The following is an 18271-nucleotide window of genomic DNA, read 5'->3' on the forward strand; positions in this document are numbered from 1 at the left end:
TATGAAAACCGTTTTATCAATTCAGTCCAATGTTGTTTATGGTTATGCCGGTAATAAAGTGGCGACGCTAGCGATGCAATTGCAAGGTGTCGAAGTGATGCCAATTCACACCGTTCAGTTATCGAGTAATACGGTTTATCCACATTATGACGGCATTGTGCTGGGCGCTCAGCAAATCACTCGAATCGTCAATAGTTTAGAAAAAATTGGCGTATTGTCATCCATTGACGCCATTATTTCGGGCTATATTGGACTTGCCGAACAAGGTGAAGAAATCCTTGAAGCCGTAAAAAAGATTAAATTTTATAATCCTAATGCGATTTATGTTTGCGATCCGGTTATGGGGGGCGACATCAATAAAGGCAGTTCTCTGCCACAAAATATTATTGATTTCTTCACTAAGCAAGCAATCAAATACGCTGACTTTATTACACCTAATTTATTAGAATTACAGATATTATCGAATCTGGAAATCAAAACCTTTAACGATGTGCTTAACGCGATAAAAACACTGCAAAATAAGCCGATTCAAGCCATATTGGTTAAAAATCTGCTACATGCCGGTAAAACGACTGAATTATTTGAAATGATTTTAGCCACACCATCACAAAGCTATCATCTGACTCGACCATTATATGATTTTCCCCACCGTCCATTAGGCGTGGGCGATTTAATTTGTAGTCTGTTTACTGCCCATTTAGTCAATGGACAATCCCAATTAACCGCCTTTGAACTCGCCGCCAATGCCGCCAATCACGTTCTCGACATCACCAAACAACAAAATGCCCGAGAGCTGGCGATTATTGATGCCCAGCAGTGGATTAAACAGCCGGATTTGCAGTATCGCGGAACACCGTTAGCATTATAAGGCAATTCAAATCGGTATTATTGTCATTGGTCATAATCATTTTAGCTGCAAAATTTAATTAGTTTATTCTTGGCACAGAAAATGCATTCCTCAAAATGTTACTGTTAACAATTGAGGAACGACTAAAATGTGGAAAAGACACCCAATATTATTAAGTTTATTGCTTATTAATCCTTTATCTGGTGCTGCTGATATACCACTATCAGAGACAGGAAAGTACTGTGATACCCCTTCCCGTTGTCTTAACCCGATAACGACCAATGTTATGGTAACGTCCCCCAATTATTTAGCGACTCAAGCTGGAATTGATGTATTACACAAAGGAGGCAATGCGGTTGATGCAGCGATTGCCGTAGCCTCAACGCTTGCTGTAGTTTATCCTCAAATGAATACCATAGGTGGCGATAACTTTTGGTTAATTTACAATGCTAAAACCAAAGAACTAAAAGGGCTAAATGCCAGCGGTCGTTCTGGTAGTTTGGCCACGATAGACTATTATAAAAATCAAGGTTTCCATAAAATTCCGTCGCGAGGCTATCGGGCAGCCAATACCGTTCCAGGGGTGGTTTCCGGTTGGGATGAGGCGTACCAGTATGCATCTAAAAATATGAAAAATGCACTACCGTGGCACACGTTATTTGCATCAGCAATTGATTATGCCGAACATGGATTTTCGGTTTCACCTAGCTTAAATTATTGGACAACAATCAATATTGATCCAAAAGACAAAGAGTTTCGGGAGTTACAGCGTTTTTCGGAGTTTAAAAAAGTATTCTTAAAAGACGATGGGCAAGCTTACCAAATTGGCGAAATCCTTAAACAACCCGATTTAGCTAACACATTAAAAACCATAGCAAATGAAGGAGCTAAGGAATTTTATCAGGGTGATATTGCTAAAAATATTGTCAACGATCTGCAAAGCCATGGTGGTGTATTGACTTTAGATGATTTTGCTAAGAATCGTGCTACATGGGTAGCCCCGATCCATGTTAATTATCGACAATATACTGCCTATAATCTACCACCCAATACACAAGGTATGGCATCGTTAGAGATTTTAAATATACTCAATAATTTTGATATAAAATCTTTGGGGGAAGGCAGTGCAGATTATTACCATTTAATAATTGAAGCAACAAAACAAGCATTTGCTGATCGAGATAAATACCTTACTGATCCCGATTTTAATCAGATTCCGCTTGATCTCTTATTATCTACCCAACATGGTCAGCAACAAGCAAAACAGATTGATATGCAAAAGGCTCGTGTAGAAATAAAGCCATTAGATCCTAAAGGCGATACCGTTTGGTTTGGTGTTGTTGATGCAGAAGGAAATGCGGTATCTATTATTCAAAGTATTTATCATGATTTTGGTTCTGGCATTGTTGCTAAAGATACAGGAATTTTATTGCAAAATCGTGGTAGTTTTTTCTCCTTAGATCCTAACCATATTAATCGTTTAGAGCCAAATAAACGCACCTTTCATACGTTAAATCCAGCCATGCTTTTAAAAGATAATAAACCTTATCTGATTTATGGCACCATGGGCGGAGAAGGACAACCACAAACGCAAGCGGCAATTGTGACACGAATTGTTGATTTTGGCATGACACCACAAGATGCCATTAATGCACCAAGATGGTTACATGGCCGCACATGGGGTGTATCTTCCAATAATCTTAAAGTGGAAGGGCGCATACCTAACGATGTAATTCATTCCCTCAAATTACGTGGGCATGATGTGCAAATTGTTGATGATTACACCGATACCATGGGTCATGCCGGTGCCATTCTTATCGATACCAATCATCATCGACTAATGGGCGCAACCGACCCGAGAGGGGATGGTTTAGCGGCTGGGTATTGATACTATTTGGCGAGTGAGTTTATCTTTATAATATAATAGGACTGCCGAATACCACAAACAAGGTTGTACTTAAGATGTGATGATAAAAACAATGGCTATATGATTTAACACAGCAAATTGATTAATGAAATAGGGTTTTTGTGTTATTGAATAATAAAGAGCTACATTACTATCATTTAAAGTTGAACGATTAATTTAAATAAAATTTCAATCTGTTAAGAAGGAAGTTATTCCTCAGTTGGATCTGACTTTATTAAGAGGAACTTTCCTTTCTATAATCGTTGTAAATTACTACTAAAGATAAAACTAGAGTTAATAAAACAAACTTCTAGTTTTATCTTTAGTAATTATAGTTTTGTTAAAAATTTTAAATTTAAGGCATTTTATTTATTTTTGGTGATTTTAGTATGCTAACTAAATCAATTATCCACCAAATAAAAAGTCCAATTAATATAAGAATACCGATTATTATAGGGATAGTAATAAAGCCAATTATTGTTAATACAAGCATTAAAATACCTGTTCCGACTTTACCTAAATACATCCTATAAACACCAAATGTACCGAAGAAAAACCACAATAAAAGAGTTACAACGACAGAACGGTTACTCCCTACAAACTCAGATTTAGTTTCCATGAAAATTCCTTTTTTTAATTAGATGATTAAAAAAATACAAATAAAAGAATAAAAATTTATTGATTGTGTAGCGCAAAAAATAACTACGCAACAATTTTATTTTTAATGCTGTAAACAGTTAATACTATGAAAAAATATTCGATTTTATTGTAATTTTAAACTCTACTTCATTATTTTCCTGTAGTAGTATTATACAGGAAAGTGGATGAATTCTATACGCTGATTATTTATTTGTAAAGGATAAATTGATGAAGTTTATTTAAATCTTAAAAGGTGTTATTGATGGTCAACCTTGGCAGATTGATATGCAAAAACAGCAGATTATATTTGGTGATGATTTGTATTTTTCAATCCAAATATTGGGAAGGTTTTCCTATGCTTCCGAAACTTTGTTTTGGGCTTGGGCAAGTGTTAACACACTATTTGCTTGCTAAAGATTAGCACGTGACTTTGAATGACGGTTCGAAGCTAATTGCAGTAAAAAAACATCACATCACTGCTGAATCTGATCATTTATCGCAATAAGTTAAATTCAATGGCTAGGGCGCTCACTCGTGCTAATTCAAAGTAAAATAGACAAATACGGTGATTAAATGGACAAAAAAGCAAAAAAGATTCTGTTTCAAACCTATTGGAAAAATGGCTGGAAAGACAGAAAGGAGATAAAAACAGAACCGAACGACTTCGCGTATGCGAAAGAAAAAGGATTAATGTTTGATCCCATTACCATATCACACGATGATTGTGTCAATAAAATCATAAACATCGTCGCCACAATCACACTTGAACACGTTGCCAAAGCATTTTTGAGCAGCTTATCAACGCGGCGACTTGATTGGCGCTCAGGTATTGCGTCATACTTTATCGCCAAATTAATGACAGCGCATCAATATACGCCAGTCGTGTCTGGTCAATCTTATCAAGATGGTCAAATGAGTCATTCATCCTATACGTGTCAGGTCTGCCGTGATCTCAAATATGGCATGATAGGTAATGAAAACTACGTCGAAGCAGATTTAAATATCTTAAACTTTGAACGAATAAAGTGGGGAGGAGTGCGTCATGGTGATTTACTTTATACCTACTTTGATCTCATGCAATTCACTAAACAGGCAATCTCTGAACCGACCAAAGATGATATAGCTATTTTAAAAGGGATATTAGCCATTATTGCATCTTGTCAGCAAGATGATTATCCGGGTTCACTGAGTGATAAACTGACGGATGTACCTAACTTTAAATCCAATCAGGATGAACGTAACACCGTTATTGAGATTTTGGCTTGTGTGGGGATTTTACAACCCGCTTCTTATGAACGCCCAACAAGGGGAAAACACGATTGGGTATATGCCACTTATTGGCGTGGTCAGGATAAATACAATCAACAAATGGTAAAGCAATTATTTGGTCTTTAATGCATAATCTCTAATTTGCTCTAGGGGCTGTTGAATCTCATCCCAACTCAGCCCACCAAATATTTTTTCAGCCTGTCGGCATCATTATTCTTCTGTTTTTTGGTTCTTGAAACAACAAAAAGATATATTTAACAATAATTTACCAAATGAGATGGTTTTTTCACATTGTGTAGTGAGTGATAAGCCCAGCAGCGACGAGAAACAGATTTACCATTAAAGATCAAATCAAAGCAACGGCACATGTCGAATGTCGAAAAGATGCTAATGTGATTGATGAAATCCCAATGGCATACAAAGATATTGATGCAGTGATGACAGCGCAAAATGAATTGGTTGAGATAGTGCATCAATTAAGGCAAGTGGTGTGTGTGAAGGGGTAAAAATTATCGAGTAGCAATCCTCGATTTTTATTTAATCTTTACTACTATCAACTTTAAATTGCCAAACTTACTAATTACCATAATTTTCTTCGATAAGATATTTGTAGATTTCCCTTTAGGTTAGTGCAATTGATTTCACCTTGAAAGCAGCCGTGCAATATTGAAGTTCAGGTGTTCAGGCGAACGAAGGTTTCCAACGAAACCCTCCGGCTTCCTATTCCACTATGCGTGGGGCGTAAGGGCGAATATTTGATAGATTTGGGGGAATTAGTTGGCTTATATGTTAATGGGCTTGTTATTTTTTGCGAGTTGGATCATAGATTTTACTAAATAAAATTGTGATTAATATCACAAATATTTTATTGAGTTCTAAAAATCTGACAAACAAATACAAAAAAAACTGATATTATTCTTCTTATATATGGTTTTATATCTTAAATAAGGATTGTTTTGAGAACGCAACTACAAGAATTAATTAAGGAAACATTATCAAAAAAATATCAATTGCCAAATGAGAGTCTTGGTTTAGATCAACCAAATATTAGTAATCATAATGATCATGTTTTTATCTGCCATTCAAATGAAAAACTAATAGATCTCATTTATAATTCGATTATTGATTATTCATTTAATCAATTCGAAATTAATAAGTATTCATATGAAAATCTTTTAGATAAGGCTATACAGAAAAAAATTAAGTATTCACCAGATCAGGATCTAGATACAAAGATAAGGTATGGTTTTTATGGTGAAGTTTTGCTGTACTCAGTTTTATATTATTTTTTCCAAGCAAAGCCTATTATATCAAGAGGTTATTTTTATAGTCCTCTTGCAAAAGCGGAAACGTCAGGTTATGACTCCTATCATTTAGCCGAACATAAGGATAATATTTATTTATGGTTTGGAGAAGTTAAATTTAGAGAATCACTAGCTTCATGCGTGAAAAGCGCCTTAAAGGGATTAAATAAAGCTCTTTCAGATGATTATTTATCAACAAATGTTTTAGAATTTGATGATTATAGTGAAAAGTTTAGTATAAAAGGTTCTAAAATTGAAGCTATTCTTAATAGCTGGCGAGATAATCCTTCTATTAAAATTATTGATGAAATAAAGAAATACAATATGACGCTTGTTTATCCTATCTTATTAATTTATTCAGATAAAAAATCTAATTTTGAACAAAAAATCATTAAAGCAATTGATTGTATTAATAAAAATTCTAAGGATAAAAAATTTTCATTATCGATTGATTATAAATTATTTTTTATATTAATGCCTTTAGATCAAATAAAGCAGATTAAACAAAAGGTGATTGAATGTATCGAATCGAGAAAACCGCTAATTTAATAAAAAGTCTTAATGGCTATAGGGCTAAAAAGTTAAAAGCATACGATTTTATTACAGAAGTGTGTAATTACTTTGATTATATTAAAGATGAACAACTGTCATCATCTGATTTAGAATTTCTGAAATATATATCCAATGCTGCTGGTATACCACATTATTATGATTTGTTAGAAAAATTTAATCATGATAATAAATTATCAGATATAAGCCTTAATACACTATCCTCTCTATTGTATGAATCGTCATTATATATTGATGAAAATATTAAAGTACATAAATATCAGCAAGAAATATTAAATCAATTTTTAACAGATAAAACAAACCGTTATTTTCTATCTGCAACTACATCTTTTGGAAAAACTTTTTTAGTATATGAAATAATACGTAAACTTAAATATAAAAATGTTGCACTAATATTTCCAACAATAGCGCTTTTGTCTGAAAATTATGAAAAATTGATTTCAGATTCTCAGTATAATTATTTTAGTAACTTTTCTATTCATACTCTTAGCGATGTCCCTATGTTAGGTGATCAAAACCTATTTATCTATACACCCGAACGATATTTATCTTTTATTGATAAACATAGAAATTTTTCATTAGATTTTGTTTTTATTGATGAAATATATAAAATCGATAATGAATATTTGATTGATTCAGAGAATAAAGAAAACGAAAGAGATATAGCTTATCGTATTGCTTTACATGAAATTTTGCCTAAAACGAGTGATATTTTATTAGTTGGTCCCTATATTGAATTTCCAGAAGAGAAAAATAACAATATTAATCAATCGTTTAATATTTTTTTAAAAGAGAATAGGTTTAAAGTAATTGATTTTAATAAATATGAAATAGTCTCAAAGAAAATAATTTCATTGACAAATGGGTTAAATAAAATTGCTGAAGAATTAGAAATAACCATAAAAAGTACGGATAAAAGTAATGAAAAAGTATGCTCTATTATAGCTTCTATTTTATATATTCAAGAAAATGCTCTTTTATATACCAGTGGTCCCGCAAAAGCAGAAAAAACAATCAATAACCTTTTGAAATTATCATCTTTTCAAAAAAATAATCACAAATCAAAGAGGTTACAAAGATTTATTTTACATTTAGAAAAAAATTATAATTTAAGAGATAAAGAAAATAATACTTGGATATTAATTAAAGCGTTAAAAAATAAAATAGGTATTCATCATGGCCATATTCCTAAATATATCCAAAAAGAAATTGTTGATCTTTTTAATGAAGGCTCATTGAATGTATTGATATCAACGACAACAATTACTGAAGGGGTTAATACTTCTGCAAAAAATCTTGTTGTTTTAAGTGCCTATAAAGGAAAAAAAACATTAAAATCATTTGATGCAAAAAATATCGTTGGTAGAGCTGGACGGTTTTTACATCACTATAGTGGTAGAGTATTAATTTTATCACCAGAATTTGAGGATATTCTAAAAAGTAAGGGAGATGTTATAAAGTACAAAAACTATGATGAAGAAGCTAGAAAAGATGATATAGATTTATTTATAACTGATAATAAATTTTTAAATTTGCATGAGAAAATGCGTAAATTAAAAATTTTAGCAGAATTAAAAAATGAAAATATTCCAAATGAAATTATATCGATGTTCAAGGCTATGTCTTATCAAGATAAATTATATATTTATAAACGAATTAAAAAATTAAATACTTTAGAAACGAAAAATATAAAGCTACTAATTCAATATATTAATTCTCCAAAATTAAATATCCATTATGATGGATTAAAAACTATTTTATATATAATAAAACCTATTATAACTAACCCTCAACTGAAACGTATTGTAGAAACAGAAACTAAAATAGAGTCTGGTACTTACCCTATTATTACGTATATGTTATCTGCCTACATTAATAATGGTTTTTTAGGATGTGTAAAATATCAGTTAGAGAAGAGGAGCAAGCAGATTGATGAAGCTATTAGAATAACGGCTGATGTAATCTTTAACCAATTTAAATATCAGTTAGTTAAATATTTAGGAGTGTTTAATATCATGTATAAATATCATCAAACAACTTTAAACAACACAAATATAGATGAAGAACATGGTATTGATAAACTTTTAATTAAACTTGAATATAATGCACTTACCGAAAAAGGCAGATTAGCAAGTGATTACGGTGCACCACAAAAAATCATTGAATATTATGAAAAGGAAGAAAATAAGAATATTAGAAATAATTTTGATGAATTTGAGAAAGAAAAGTTTGAACAAATATCAAAAATATTAGATTAATATTTTTAATATGGTCAGGAAATTGGTATATTACTATGTCGTTGATACAATTTATAATGAAAAAATACTGATTTTATCTCATACAAATATTGTATTTCTCAATTGATTATCTATTTAATTTTTATAAACAATCGTATCAACAGCTTTATTTTCTCTAGATCGCTAATATAATATATAGCTTATAGAATAAATATTAAACTTATATATAATAATTTATATTTTCTGTTCTTTTTCTGCACCTGCAATAGTAACTTTAAATCCTTTTTGAGTTAAATTCTGATATGTATCTGCCAAATTTACTTTGCTAAAAAATGGTAAATTATTTTTTAATGTTGAAGAATTCTCTCCTAAAATTAAAAGTATGACTTCAACACCATCACTTTTGAATTGGTTAATGGGAATAATTTCGTTTAATTTTGGAAAAGAAATTTTTAATTCTTTAGAAACAGCTTTTCTAAATTCTTTATACCCTAATAAGACCTCTGATGAGACTTTAGCTTGGGAAAATAAATGGCTTAATCCTGCTGAACCACCTTTTCGATGTTTTACATGGATAAACTTCTTATCTTTAGTCAATAAATCACACACTTCAATTGGAGTTGTAGTTCTATTACTTTTTATTAATCTTTTATCTAATAAATAACAATCAAGTTCTTTGGCGGTTCTTTTATTGTATTCTTGTTCTGCCTCAAGTTTTGGTTTATTACCATTTGACCAGTCGTACACAGTAGGAAATTGAAGTTCTGATATATCGATTTGATTCAATACACTATTAATTCTTTTTATAAAATTATTATCAATTTCATACCATTGTCCAGAAAAAAGAATAAAAGTCTTACTTCCTTTTTTATGTTCAAAATAAATACAATTATAAATTGGATATTCTGTTTCATTTTCATTTATATCAAAAACATGAAGCCGATCTCGTTTAATTGATTTTATATTAACCGCTGATGGATCAATATTATCAAGATATTCTTTTGTTTCAATTGTGGGTTTAATTATGTGTTTTGATCTGGTAAAGCTAAACCCATATACAGAATCCCATTGAATTATCTCAGGAATTGTAATCATAATCTCCGTAGATTTTTGTTGTATATTTTCTAGTAATTTGTTATCGAGGGCGTCTACACGTGTTTTTTCTTTTATTTTTCTTATATTGTCAACCCACGAAAACTCAACTTTATATGAGTCATTATTATAATGTGTAAATAATTTTGTAACTAAATTGGGAATTTCTTCTATGTTTATCTCGACACTAAAAGAATAAACGGCATCTCCTCCTGATATATTTTTAAAATTAATACCTTTTTTAGCAGTGCCTGTAACTGCACGTAAAACATCTTTTGATATATCTATACCGAATGCGGTAACACCAGAATTTCTTGATGCTTGAGATCTCTTTTGGATAGATTGGTCATCTAATGTATGTAAATCAATACTTCGTAAACTATCATGTTTAAGTGTGTTTAAAGCAGTTTTGATACCAAAATCTTGTACAAAATATTTTGTATCAATTAAAAAACGTCCATATCCGAATGTAAAAGCAATAATGACATCTTGGTTTTTTATAAATAAAACTGCCGAGCTAGATCTGTTCATTAATTCATCTAGCGATTTTCCTGTAATATTTTCTGTAAATTTATGCCATTCTGGTTTCTTGTCGGTTGAGATTTTGACGTAAAACTTACCATCTAATTTATATTTATCATCTAAATCATAGCTATTTATTTTGATTTCTGTTTTAAGAAAATTACTGAAATCTAATGTATTGTATTTTTTTTCTACTAGCATAGCATTAAGACATAGATATGGCTTATTTATTTTAGAGGCATTATTCATGACAATTCTACTTCCTTTTTGTGTCGATATTTATATCTGTTCTGATTATCTGTTTTTATTTATAATTCTTTTTGATTTTAGGCTAGTTAGATCGCAAAACTTAAATTAAAAACATAAAAAATGCGAGTTACTTCACATTTTATAAATCTAATTATTCTTTAATTTTAACTATTTTTCTTTTTCAAAATCTTTTGAACCTCTTTTACACCAATTTTCATGATGATCGCAATTTGTTCAACCGATACTTCTTTTTGGACTAAAGCTTGAACCAATCGTTCTTTTTGTTCTCTTTCTTTTTTCTCTCCCAATTTTGCTATCTTCGCTTTGCTGTTAGCAACCGCCAACTTCTCTTTAGCTATCAACTTTTCTTCCTTGCGGATGCGTTCAACCACTTGATAAGTTGGGACGTATTTTAGGCTTTATTCTAATTCGTCCATAAGTTTAGTACTGCGGAAGCTAATATAGGTTTTTGGGGTGATGATTAGGTGGTCGATTAGGTCGATATTTAAAATACGGCCAACTTGAATGAGGCGATCGGTGATATCTTTATCGGCATCCGACGGCGTCAGCGATCCTGACGGATGGTTGTGAACTAATATCACGCGTGAGGCGTTTTTCATTACCGCAACACGAAATACATTCATCGGTTCAACGTCGACCGATTTATAACTGCCAAGCGCAATCAGTTCGATGTACAGAATATAACCAGCTTGATTCATCCCAATCATCCAAAGATGTTCTTTTTCTTGGTCGATTTGGTTATCACGCAATAACACACGTTGCATAATGCTGTAGACATCGTCTGTGCCTTCAATATAGCGTTTGTCATGCTTAGTCAGTTTAATATCCATCGTATCACCTTGTAAAATCAGTTAAAAAATAATATAGCATATTCTGTTTAGGCTGGGCAGTCGTTAATTAAACAATTCCAACTGTTTACTTTTTAGGTTATAGTGTTTGTGAAAATTATTGAGGAGTCTATACCGTTATAAGGAGCGTAATAATGTATCATGCAATTTTACCGAGTAAGCAACAGCCTGCTGCTGAGCGATTTTTGCAACAGTTGCCCAATTTCGTTGCAGCAAATCCTTTATACCAGCGCCTTAAACCGACATCATTGCTGATTGATATTGCTCCGTACACCTTAACGGCTCAGCCCCACAGTTTTATTGCAGTCCGGTTCAACCTATCACCACGAGCAGCTCGTAGACGGGATAATGTTATACGGCAATTGCTGGAGCAGCATGAGCCTGACCTTTATCAAGCGGTATTAGACCTTGAGCAAACCACCCCTAACCAGGTCAGTCAGCAAGCGCAAGCATTTAAATCATGGCTTAAAGATTTGCTCAGTACATCCGTCATGCCTTGCGATTATTGCCAATCACCTCTGACGGTTCGTATTGGTCACCGCCTTAATTTTCGTTGCCGAAGCTGTCGACGTACGTTTAATCCGCTCAAAAAATATCAATTAAATCATTTATCTCATTGCGAACTGTGGTTGCCTTTTGTTGACTTATTGCTACAAGGTGAAACCCTTAAAACCGCCAATCAACAATTAGGGATTAGCCCCAATACCGCTGCTAAATGGCAGTCCTGTTTTCTGTGGATAATGGAAAAGCAAGGGTTTTCCATATTGGCGAATTATTGCCGAGTAAAGCGACGCCAACGTTATCGGGTGGGCAATCACAATTTTGTGTGATCGCTCATGTCTATCGACAAAGGTAATGAACGCTTTTTTAGTTAAGTTAATAATCACATTGAACAGAGTAGCTTGTCACATAATATCCCTTATAAATCACTTCTTATTGGTAATAAATCAGCATCGCGCAATCTTAAATCAATCCGATTGATTGTTTTCACATCTTCGGTGTTTTCAATACTTGGTAAATGATCAAGCGATACAATCACAGTTCCCACCTGTTTATCGTCTTTATCAATCGGGATCACTTGATGGGCTTCAGGATAGTCGCTAGCTTTTAAGGGACTTGGAATATAAGCAATTAACGAGACACCAATCCGTTTTACAAATAGTGCATTCACTTTCGAAAAGGTCTGCATCAAATCGATTTCAATATAGCTATCGGTAAAGACTTTTGCCAGCTCGGTAACAAAAAACGTGATTTGTTTTAAAATTTGAGGCTCGTTGGGTTCAGTGAAAAAAAAGTCAATATTAGATTGAACAAACGAGTTATCTAAGGATTTAGATGCATCATAAGTAATAACTTTTCCGAAGGTATTGTGTTCACCATCAATAAATGAAATGAGCGTATCACCCTCTTTATCGATTTTTTTGTGAGCGAAAGAGAGTTTTTTTAAACCAAACTCAGTAAAACCATCGGGACTATGGACTAGCGCCTCGGGTTTTACTTTCACCGTATTTTTGAGCAAATACCAAGTCATTTTGGGGTCAAAACAGTGTTGATAAACCTTTAAGGCCTTTTCCAAACGGTGACAAAAATCAGCGTAGGTAATGAAGGTGACTTTCGGTAAATAAATGATTATATCAAACTGAACATCTATTATTTCTCGCATAAAATATCCTCTATAACTAAGGTAAGGGAACCCAAGTACGCCCATGGTGTCATAAAAATCCAACAACATTTTGCAGGAGGATTAAAATCGCATACCTTATTTTGTCTTTTAGCTTGACTAACTAAAGAATTGTAATAACCTCGAGCCCAATTATTTAACACCGGCTTTCTTAACCCTTTTTGAAATAAAAAATCATAACGCGCTTTAACCTCTAAAAATAGACAAAACCGCGGAAGCCATCCATCAAAATCCACTGGCGGATCACCCGGTCCCTGAAAATAGACCCACTCAGGAATTAAATTTGATTTTTCTTCCCTCTAATTCAGAATAAATAGTTTACATGTCTGTATACAATGGCAATAGATCTAACTCACGTAGCCGAATATCAACTCGATTTACCACTTTAATATCATCTGCATTTTCTTTATCAAAAAAATGAGGCATCGTTACCACTAGCGTTCCGGTTACCAGTCCATCCTCGTTTTTGACACTTACCACATCCGACGACTCCGGCACCATTTCGTGCGTTAATTGAGTCTTGGGTAGGTATATCATCCAGCCTGCAGAAACTCTATCGGGAAAAACAGCTTTTTGGGGTAAATAATTTCCATTAACCATAATATAGGCACTATTAAATTTCTGAACTAAGGCTAAAATAAACGCAGTGACTGTTTGAGATTTAGTAATCGTTATATCAATTGTAAAATTTAATTCAATTTTATGGAAAAATCTTTTCTCAAAAGTTTTCTCATATAAAAAATAATTTAGAGCTGCCTCTTCAGTATCTTTATCCCAAATCGCTTCACTAAAAGAATTCTTATTTTTCCTATATTCTTCAGTTAATTTTTCCAATCCAACTTTAGTTACGCCATTTTTATTAAATAGCTGATAAATGGATGACTTTTTCTTAGAGGTACCACATAAGTACCAATTTTCACTTTTATGAAGATAGTTATGCTGGATTTTTAATATCTGTTCAATTTGCGCAATACACACAGAGAGTGGTAAATAGGCTTTAGGTTTAAAATACATCTCAACAGTTAATTGTTTTTTCATAATGGTTTCCTAATAAAAAGATAATGGAACAAAAATAGACAAAACCGCGGAAGCCATCCATCAAAATCCACTGGCGGATCACCCGGTCCCTGAAAATAGACCCACTCAGGAATTAAATTTGATTTTTCTTCCCTCTAACTCAGAATAAATAGTTTACATGTCTGTATACAGTGGCAATAGATCTAACTCACGTAGCCGAATATCAACTCGATTTACCGCTTTAATATCATCTGCATTTTCTTCATCAAAAAAATGAGGCATCGTTACCACCAGCGTTCCGGTTACCAGTCCATCCTCATTTTTGACACTTACCACATCCGACGACTCGGGCACCATTTCGTGCGTTAATTGAGTCTTGGGTAGGTATATCATCCAGCCTGCAGATAGTCTGTCGGGAAAAACAGCTTTTTGGGGTAAATAATTTCCATTAACCATAATATAGGCACTATTAAATTTCTGAACTAAGGCTAAAATAAACGCAGTGACTGTTTGAGATTTAGTAATCGTTATATCTATTGTAAAACTTAAATAAATTTTAAGGAAAAATCTTTTCTCAAAAGTTTTCTCATATAAAAAATAACTTAGAGCTGCCTCTTCAGTATCTTTATCCCAAACAGCCAAATCAAAACTATTATGTTCTTTTTTATACCCAAGAGTCAGCTTTTTCAAACCAACTTCGGTTATACCATTTTCATCAAATATCTGATAAATGGATGATTTTTTCTTAGAGGCGCCACATAAGTACCAATTTTCACTTTTATGAAGATAGTTATGCTGGATTTTTAATATCTGTTCAATTTGCGCAATACACACAGAGAGTGGTAAATAGGCTTCAGGTTTAAAATACATCTCAACAGCTAATTCTTTTTTCATAATGGCTTCCTAATAGAAAGATAATGGAACAAAAATAGACAAAACCGCGGAAGCCATCCATCAAAATCCACTGGCGGATCACCCGGTCCCTGAAAATAGACCCACTCAGGAATTAAATTTGATTTTTCTTCCCTCTAATTCAGAATAAATAGTTTACATGTCTGTATACAATGGCAATAGATCTAACTCACGTAGCCGAATATCAACTCGATTTACCGCTTTAATATCATCTGCATTTTCTTTATCAAAAAAATGAGGCATCGTTACCACCAGCGTTCCGGTTACCAATCCATCCTCATTTTTGACACTTACCACATCCGACGACTCGGGCACCATTTCGTGCGTTAATTGAGCCTTGGGTAGGTATATCATCCAGCCTGCAGATAGTCTGTCGGGAAAAACAGCTTTTTGGGGTAAATAATTTCCATTAACCATAATATAGGCACTATTAAATTTCTGAACTAAGGCTAAAATAAATGCAGTGACTGTTTGAGATTTAGTAATCGTTATATCTATTGTAAAACTTAAATAAATTTTAAGGAAAAATCTTTTCTCAAAAGTTTTCTCATATAAAAAATAACTTAGAGCTGCCTCTTCAGTATCTTTATCCCAAATCGCTTCACTAAAAGAATTCTTATTTTTCTTATATTTTTGAGTTAATTTTTCCAATCCAACTTTAGTTACGCCATTTTTATTAAATAGCTGATAAATGGATGACTTTTTCTTAGAGGCACCACATAAGTACCAATTTTCACTTTTATGAAGATAGTTATGCTGGATTTTTAATATCTGTTCAATTTGCGCAATACACACAGAGAGTGGTAAATAGGCTTCAGGTTTAAGATACATCTCAACAGTTAATTGTTTTTTCATAATGGTTTCCTAATAAAAAGATAATGGAACAAAAATAGACAACAAATGTGGAAAATCACGCTTTACCATTTCAAAGTGAAGATACGCTTTTGGTGTCATCCACACCCAACAACATTTTGCAGGAGGATTAAAATCGCAAACCCTATTTTGCCGTGCTGCTTGATCTATTAATCTTTCGTAATAACCTAGAGCCCAATTATTTAACTCAGGGTCTCCTAACCCTTTTTGAAATAAAAAATCATAACGCGCTTTAACCTCTAAAAATAGACAAAACCGCGGAAGCCATCCATCAAAATCCACTGGCGGATCACCCGGTCCCTGAAAATAGACCCACTCAGGAATTAAATTTGATTTTTTATTACCTTCCTCAATGTACCACTCAACATCACAAATCGCTGATTGATAATCGAGTGACAGTAAGCTCATACCTCGACGTATTGGTTTTAACTTAACCCGCTTATAGGTATCGGGTGGGCAATCACAATTTTGCGAGGTTACTAATGTCGTTATAAGTGCTAAGGTTTCTGCTCGTAGCCGTGCTTTTTCATCATAGCTAATTCGACTGTACTCTTGTTCAAGGCCAATTGATTGCGAATGCAGCTCTCGTTCAATAATTTCGTCTATTGAAGCGTCAGCACTGTAGTTAAATAAATCGCTTTGTGTAGTTTCACCGCTTTTTGAAGAATCCGTTTCAGAACTATTAGGCCAAGTTGGCTTTGAATCAGTCCTAGTACCGGATTCTTTATTCATTGTTTGATCTGCATAAATAATCGCTGCACCAGTAGCTATAATATATAAAGCCAACTCTTCTAACGCAATACCAATCACAATAGGTACTACCATATTTTCTCCTTATTGCCATGATTGAATTTTACTGGCTATTCTTAATAAATCTTCAAATTGATTTTCAGGAATTCCGTTAGGCTTTTCTATCCAAGCTTTGAATTTTGGATTATCTCTAAAACCAGGCGTTGTTGTTTCGGCACATAAAAATGTTTCTATGAGCACCTTTTTATCAAACCCCAACTCCATAAGATAGTTATATGTTTCTTTTAATCGTTTAAACAGATCGTCAATTTGTTCATCAGGTAATTTCAAACGTTTATCATTTTTAAATTTATGTATCAGATCCCAAAGATATTCATCTTTTTCTTGCTCTAAAATTTTGTTAATTTGTTCTGTACTAAATTTCATGATAATCGTCCTGTCATCAATGAATAATAATGATTGTTAAGGTAAAAGATCCACTCATTAATTTGTAACGTAAAGAGTTTAAATTGTTCCGGTGTGAATACGCTAGGGAGTCTATTTAATACTCGTGGATCGTAATAACGAAGTAACGCATAACGATTCTCTTCCAAGGTTAAATGCAATCTTCTTTCTAAATGATTCAATAAATGGTTAAAAGATAACGATGAGATTATCCATGACACCGAGGGATACGTTTGTTCAAGTTTAATGACTTGGCTTTTTAAATCATCACTCAATTGCGAAACATTGAAAATCCAAGGCCCTGCAAAAGCAACATCTTGATTATTAGGTTGAATGAATAACGGAGCCACTCCTTCACTTTCAACGATTTCATCTCGAAATAAACGCTCATATCCAAGGCCATCGATTAAAGCATAAAGGTGTAATTTATATCGTGACTGTTTTTGGCGTTCTAATTTTATTTGATTGACAATATGGGTGTTTAACATGACGAATTAACTCCCACTAACTACAAACATTTCACCATTCTCAGCAGCTTGAATTAAACAGCGTAAACAAATACGGTTTGTCGTGGCAGATAATGGGCTAGGCAGAGAAGAGGGCGATACATTGATGGTCGCCGGTCCCATTTTTTGCAGAGCATTGCTTTTTATATACACATTATCCGCTGTGCCCAGCTCAATGCCCTCACGGCTGATTTTGATAAAAGAGCCACCACACATTAACGTCAGCTCTTCGCTTGCTGTGAGGGTGAGTTCACCGTCCACACTGTCGATGTGGATATCTTGTTGAGCCGCCATATTGAGGTTGGCATTTTGGGCTTGCAGGTTGATTTCCCCCTGGTTGGCCAACAGTTTCATGCCCGATTTATGGGCAAATAAGCCTATGGCTTCATCGGATGTGACTGTGATGTTTTTCAGGGCATGGATGTCGGTTTGGTGTTCACTGGTTAAGGAAATACTGTTACTCGAGGACAGTTGGATATTTTCCGGACTGGTTAACGCTATGCCTGCCTGTGCATAAGCTAAGATGCCACTTTCAGTGAGCGTCGTTAACGCTGCTTTAAGCTGGTCCTGACTGGCGGTGTCAG

Annotated in this window: 20 protein-coding genes and 1 pseudogene; 8 read left to right on the forward strand and 13 right to left on the reverse strand. The window is 33.5% G+C overall.

The features are described 5' to 3' along the window. Nucleotide 1 precedes the first annotated feature (1 nt). Together pdxY and ggt are read left to right on the forward strand one after the other, a co-directional pair. Complete coding sequence (gene pdxY, locus J3U19_RS07125; RefSeq protein ID WP_267345863.1) at nucleotides 2–868, forward strand: pyridoxal kinase PdxY; 867 nt, start codon at nucleotides 2–4, stop codon at nucleotides 866–868. Between the two features lie 127 nt (nucleotides 869–995). Next, complete coding sequence (ggt, locus tag J3U19_RS07130) at nucleotides 996–2735, forward strand: gamma-glutamyltransferase (RefSeq protein WP_267345865.1); 1740 nt, start codon at nucleotides 996–998, stop codon at nucleotides 2733–2735. A 373-nt stretch (nucleotides 2736–3108) separates the two neighbouring features. Here the strand turns inward: ggt and J3U19_RS07135 are convergent, their stop codons facing one another. Further along, entirely contained in the window at nucleotides 3109–3372 is a 264-nt protein-coding gene (locus J3U19_RS07135; RefSeq protein ID WP_267341151.1) for a TM2 domain-containing protein, read from the reverse strand. Between the two features lie 278 nt (nucleotides 3373–3650). Here J3U19_RS07135 and J3U19_RS11555 point away from each other — a divergent pair, with 278 nt between their 5' ends. The 5 genes and pseudogenes from J3U19_RS11555 (at nucleotide 3651) to J3U19_RS07155 (ending at nucleotide 8793) form a co-directional block, all read left to right on the forward strand. Next, nucleotides 3651–3806 carry a DUF6882 domain-containing protein gene (locus J3U19_RS11555; RefSeq protein WP_416380267.1) on the forward strand — a complete coding sequence of 52 codons (156 nt, stop codon included), beginning with the start codon at nucleotides 3651–3653 and terminating at the stop codon, nucleotides 3804–3806. 159 nt (nucleotides 3807–3965) lie between these two features. Beyond that, nucleotides 3966–4787 carry a hypothetical protein gene (locus J3U19_RS07140; RefSeq protein ID WP_267345866.1) on the forward strand — a complete coding sequence of 274 codons (822 nt, stop codon included), beginning with the start codon at nucleotides 3966–3968 and terminating at the stop codon, nucleotides 4785–4787. 197 nt (nucleotides 4788–4984) lie between these two features. Continuing rightward, a pseudogene (locus J3U19_RS07145) lies at nucleotides 4985–5167 on the forward strand (RtcB family protein); the annotation flags it as partial. 450 nt (nucleotides 5168–5617) lie between these two features. Beyond that, nucleotides 5618–6514 carry a DUF1837 domain-containing protein gene (locus J3U19_RS07150; RefSeq protein ID WP_267341155.1) on the forward strand — a complete coding sequence of 299 codons (897 nt, stop codon included), beginning with the start codon at nucleotides 5618–5620 and terminating at the stop codon, nucleotides 6512–6514. Next, nucleotides 6484–8793, forward strand: a complete 2310-nt coding sequence (locus J3U19_RS07155) for a helicase-related protein (protein WP_267341156.1) — start codon at nucleotides 6484–6486, stop codon at nucleotides 8791–8793. Before J3U19_RS07150 ends, J3U19_RS07155 begins: the two co-directional genes overlap by 31 nt. A 213-nt stretch (nucleotides 8794–9006) precedes the next feature. Here J3U19_RS07155 and J3U19_RS07160 read toward each other — a convergent pair whose 3' ends face one another. The 3 genes from J3U19_RS07160 to J3U19_RS07170 form a co-directional block, all read right to left on the reverse strand. Next, nucleotides 9007–10635: a TIGR04141 family sporadically distributed protein gene (locus tag J3U19_RS07160; RefSeq protein ID WP_267345867.1), complete on the reverse strand. Its 1629-nt coding sequence runs from the start codon at nucleotides 10633–10635 to the stop codon at nucleotides 9007–9009. Between the two features lie 164 nt (nucleotides 10636–10799). Further along, nucleotides 10800–10997, reverse strand: coding sequence for a hypothetical protein (locus tag J3U19_RS07165; RefSeq protein WP_267345869.1), 198 nt, complete (start codon nucleotides 10995–10997; stop codon nucleotides 10800–10802). 57 nt (nucleotides 10998–11054) lie between these two features. After that, nucleotides 11055–11486, reverse strand: a complete 432-nt coding sequence (locus tag J3U19_RS07170) for a JAB domain-containing protein (protein WP_267345871.1) — start codon at nucleotides 11484–11486, stop codon at nucleotides 11055–11057. Between the two features lie 152 nt (nucleotides 11487–11638). On the opposite strand from J3U19_RS07170, the gene J3U19_RS07175 reads away from it, so the two are divergent. After that, complete coding sequence (locus J3U19_RS07175; RefSeq protein ID WP_267345872.1) at nucleotides 11639–12334, forward strand: hypothetical protein; 696 nt, start codon at nucleotides 11639–11641, stop codon at nucleotides 12332–12334. A gap of 89 nt (nucleotides 12335–12423) precedes the next feature. On the opposite strand, the gene J3U19_RS07180 is transcribed toward J3U19_RS07175, so the two are convergent. The 9 genes from J3U19_RS07180 to J3U19_RS07215 all read right to left on the reverse strand — a co-directional run. After that, nucleotides 12424–13167 (reverse strand): Imm52 family immunity protein, encoded by a 744-nt coding sequence (locus J3U19_RS07180; RefSeq protein WP_267345873.1) that lies wholly within the window; start codon nucleotides 13165–13167, stop codon nucleotides 12424–12426. Further along, nucleotides 13155–13421 (reverse strand): Tox-REase-5 domain-containing protein, encoded by a 267-nt coding sequence (locus J3U19_RS11560; protein ID WP_416380594.1) that lies wholly within the window; start codon nucleotides 13419–13421, stop codon nucleotides 13155–13157. Before J3U19_RS11560 ends, J3U19_RS07180 begins: the two co-directional genes overlap by 13 nt. Nucleotides 13422–13503: 82 nt before the next feature. Continuing rightward, nucleotides 13504–14223, reverse strand: coding sequence for an Imm52 family immunity protein (locus J3U19_RS07185; RefSeq protein WP_267345874.1), 720 nt, complete (start codon nucleotides 14221–14223; stop codon nucleotides 13504–13506). Nucleotides 14224–14376: 153 nt separating this feature from the next. Further along, a complete protein-coding gene (locus J3U19_RS07190) occupies nucleotides 14377–15096 on the reverse strand; it encodes an Imm52 family immunity protein (protein ID WP_267341164.1) in 720 nt (239 codons plus the stop codon). A gap of 153 nt (nucleotides 15097–15249) precedes the next feature. Further along, nucleotides 15250–15969 carry an Imm52 family immunity protein gene (locus J3U19_RS07195; RefSeq protein WP_267341165.1) on the reverse strand — a complete coding sequence of 240 codons (720 nt, stop codon included), beginning with the start codon at nucleotides 15967–15969 and terminating at the stop codon, nucleotides 15250–15252. Between the two features lie 9 nt (nucleotides 15970–15978). Beyond that, nucleotides 15979–16812: a Tox-REase-5 domain-containing protein gene (locus J3U19_RS07200; RefSeq protein WP_267341167.1), complete on the reverse strand. Its 834-nt coding sequence runs from the start codon at nucleotides 16810–16812 to the stop codon at nucleotides 15979–15981. A 9-nt stretch (nucleotides 16813–16821) separates the two neighbouring features. Beyond that, nucleotides 16822–17163 carry a hypothetical protein gene (locus J3U19_RS07205; RefSeq protein WP_267341168.1) on the reverse strand — a complete coding sequence of 114 codons (342 nt, stop codon included), beginning with the start codon at nucleotides 17161–17163 and terminating at the stop codon, nucleotides 16822–16824. Further along, nucleotides 17160–17669: a DUF4123 domain-containing protein gene (locus J3U19_RS07210; RefSeq protein ID WP_267341169.1), complete on the reverse strand. Its 510-nt coding sequence runs from the start codon at nucleotides 17667–17669 to the stop codon at nucleotides 17160–17162. Before J3U19_RS07210 ends, J3U19_RS07205 begins: the two co-directional genes overlap by 4 nt. Nucleotides 17670–17675: 6 nt before the next feature. After that, the coding region (locus J3U19_RS07215; RefSeq protein ID WP_267345875.1) for a DUF2345 domain-containing protein at nucleotides 17676–18271 on the reverse strand (596 nt) is incomplete at its 5' end.

The organism is Gilliamella sp. B2828, assembly GCF_026537125.1.
In the GTDB taxonomy this organism is placed as follows: Bacteria; Pseudomonadota; Gammaproteobacteria; order Enterobacterales; family Orbaceae; genus Gilliamella.

Bases quoted from the DNA above. Each gene is read 5' to 3' on its own strand.
- ggt (WP_267345865.1), top strand. From the start codon at position 996: ATGTGGAAAAGACACCCAATATTATTAAGTTTATTGCTTATTAATCCT.
- pdxY (WP_267345863.1), top strand. From the start codon at position 2: ATGAAAACCGTTTTATCAATTCAGTCCAATGTTGTTTATGGTTATGCC.
- J3U19_RS07185 (WP_267345874.1), bottom strand. From the start codon at position 14,223: ATGAAAAAACAATTAACTGTTGAGATGTATTTTAAACCTAAAGCCTAT.
- J3U19_RS07155 (WP_267341156.1), top strand. From the start codon at position 6,484: ATGTATCGAATCGAGAAAACCGCTAATTTAATAAAAAGTCTTAATGGC.
- J3U19_RS07210 (WP_267341169.1), bottom strand. From the start codon at position 17,669: ATGTTAAACACCCATATTGTCAATCAAATAAAATTAGAACGCCAAAAA.
- J3U19_RS07200 (WP_267341167.1), bottom strand. From the start codon at position 16,812: ATGGTAGTACCTATTGTGATTGGTATTGCGTTAGAAGAGTTGGCTTTA.
- J3U19_RS07190 (WP_267341164.1), bottom strand. From the start codon at position 15,096: ATGAAAAAAGAATTAGCTGTTGAGATGTATTTTAAACCTGAAGCCTAT.
- J3U19_RS07180 (WP_267345873.1), bottom strand. From the start codon at position 13,167: ATGCGAGAAATAATAGATGTTCAGTTTGATATAATCATTTATTTACCG.
- J3U19_RS07170 (WP_267345871.1), bottom strand. From the start codon at position 11,486: ATGGATATTAAACTGACTAAGCATGACAAACGCTATATTGAAGGCACA.
- J3U19_RS07140 (WP_267345866.1), top strand. From the start codon at position 3,966: ATGGACAAAAAAGCAAAAAAGATTCTGTTTCAAACCTATTGGAAAAAT.
- J3U19_RS07175 (WP_267345872.1), top strand. From the start codon at position 11,639: ATGTATCATGCAATTTTACCGAGTAAGCAACAGCCTGCTGCTGAGCGA.
- J3U19_RS07195 (WP_267341165.1), bottom strand. From the start codon at position 15,969: ATGAAAAAACAATTAACTGTTGAGATGTATCTTAAACCTGAAGCCTAT.
- J3U19_RS07205 (WP_267341168.1), bottom strand. From the start codon at position 17,163: ATGAAATTTAGTACAGAACAAATTAACAAAATTTTAGAGCAAGAAAAA.
- J3U19_RS07135 (WP_267341151.1), bottom strand. From the start codon at position 3,372: ATGGAAACTAAATCTGAGTTTGTAGGGAGTAACCGTTCTGTCGTTGTA.
- J3U19_RS07160 (WP_267345867.1), bottom strand. From the start codon at position 10,635: ATGAATAATGCCTCTAAAATAAATAAGCCATATCTATGTCTTAATGCT.